A 1,851-nucleotide genomic window follows, 5' to 3' on the forward strand; every position below is an offset into this window, starting at 1 on the left:
CGAACTATCCCCTGATGGTCGCTGTCGACGACGCCGGTACCGATGCCGGGTTCGCCGTCTCGGTGCAGTGTGTCGCCCCGATCGACCCTCACTCGGTCGCCTCGCTGATGCGGACTGCGGTGTCTGCCCTGGTTGCCGGCTTGGAAGATGATCCCGATCTTGCGTTGCGGTCGGTTCCGGTGCTGGACGACGCGGCGCTGACCGAGCTGCTGGTCGACAACAACGACACTGCTCATGCGGTTCCCGACGCGACTCTTGTCGGTTTGTTTGAGGAGCAGGTGCGTCGTTCGCCGGAGGCTGTTGCCGTCGTATTCGAGGGTGAGCAGGTTTCGTATGCGGAGTTGAATGTTCGGGCGAATCGTTTGGCGCGGTTGCTGGTGGCGCGGGGTGCTGGTCCGGAGTCGCTGGTTGCGGTGGCGTTGCCGCGGTCGGTGGAGCTTGTGGTCGCGTTGTTGGCGGTGTTGAAGTCTGGTGCGGCGTATTTGCCGGTGGATCCGGAGTATCCGGCGGATCGTATCGGGTTCATGCTGGCTGATGCCTCCCCGGTGTGTGTGGTCACTACCTCCGATGTGGTCTCGGCTTTGCCGCAGATCACTGATGTGTTGGTGGTGGATGACCCTCAGTTTGTGGTTGAGGTGTCGGCGTATCCCGGTGTGGATCTGCAGGTCGGCTTTGGTTCGGAGTGTCCCGCGTATGTGATCTTCACTTCGGGTTCTACGGGTCGTCCGAAGGGTGTTGTCGTCTCGCATGCGGGGATTGTGAACCGTTTGTTGTGGATGCAGGACCGGTTCGGCCTCGACGTCAGCGATCGTGTGTTGCAGAAGACGCCGTCGGGCTTCGATGTCTCGGTGTGGGAGTTCTTCTGGCCGTTGCTGGTGGGTGCGGGTCTGGTGGTGGCGCGGCCTGGTGGTCATCGTGATCCGGCGTATGTGGCGGGGCTGATTGTCTCTGCTGGTGTGACGACGGTGCATTTTGTGCCGTCGATGCTGGCGGCGTTTGTGGCGGAGCCGTCTGCCGCCGGCTGTGTGGGGTTGCGTCGGGTGGTGTGTTCGGGTGAGGCGCTGCCGGCGGAGGTGGTGCAGCGGTTCTTCGCTGCGCTGGACGGGGTGGGGCTGTTCAACTTGTATGGTCCGACTGAGGCGTCGGTGGATGTGTCGTGGTGGGAGTGTGTCCCGGGTCCAATCTCGGTGCCGATCGGCCGCCCCGTGTGGAACACCCAGCTGTACGTTCTCGACTCAGCCTTGTCTCCGGTTCCGCCGGGGGTGGCTGGGGAGTTGTATCTGGCTGGTGTTCAGCTGGCACGTGGCTATCTCGGGCGTTCGGGTTTGACCTCGGAGCGGTTTGTGGCGGACCCGTTCGGCCCGGCGGGGTCGCGGATGTATCGCACCGGGGATCTGGCGCGCTGGACCGTCGATGGCGTGGTGGAGTATCTGGGCCGCACCGATGACCAGGTGAAACTGCGCGGCTTCCGCATCGAACTCGGCGAGATCGAAGCAGTCCTGGCCGGACACGACGCGGTGGCCCAGGTCGCGGTGCTCGCACGAGAAGACCGGCCCGGCGACAAGCAACTGGTGGCCTACATCGTCGCTGCAGCCGAAGCAGCCGTGGAGGTGTCGGCGCTGCGTGAGCGTGCGGCGCAGGCCTTGCCGGATTACATGGTGCCGTCGGCGTTCGTGGTGCTGGACGCGCTGCCTCTCACCGCGAACGGGAAGCTGGACCGTCGCGCCCTGCCGGCGCCGGAGTTCGACTCCGATCCTGCCGGCCGCAAGCCGCGGACCGTGCAGGAACAGCAGTTGTGCGACTTGTTCGCCGAGGTCCTGGGCCTGGAATCAGTGTCCATCGACGACAACT

The 1,851-nt window shown here is 64.6% G+C and carries 1 protein-coding gene; it reads left to right on the plus strand.

What is annotated here, in order from left to right; translation table 11 throughout:
* Window positions 1–14: 14 nt before the first annotated feature.
* Window positions 15–1,851: amino acid adenylation domain-containing protein (locus tag IZR01_RS49005; protein WP_228561445.1), on the plus strand; the 1,837-nt coding region annotated here is incomplete at its 3' end.

It is taken from the genome of Catenulispora pinisilvae (assembly GCF_015356865.1).
GTDB lineage: Bacteria > Actinomycetota > Actinomycetes > Streptomycetales > Catenulisporaceae > Catenulispora > Catenulispora pinisilvae.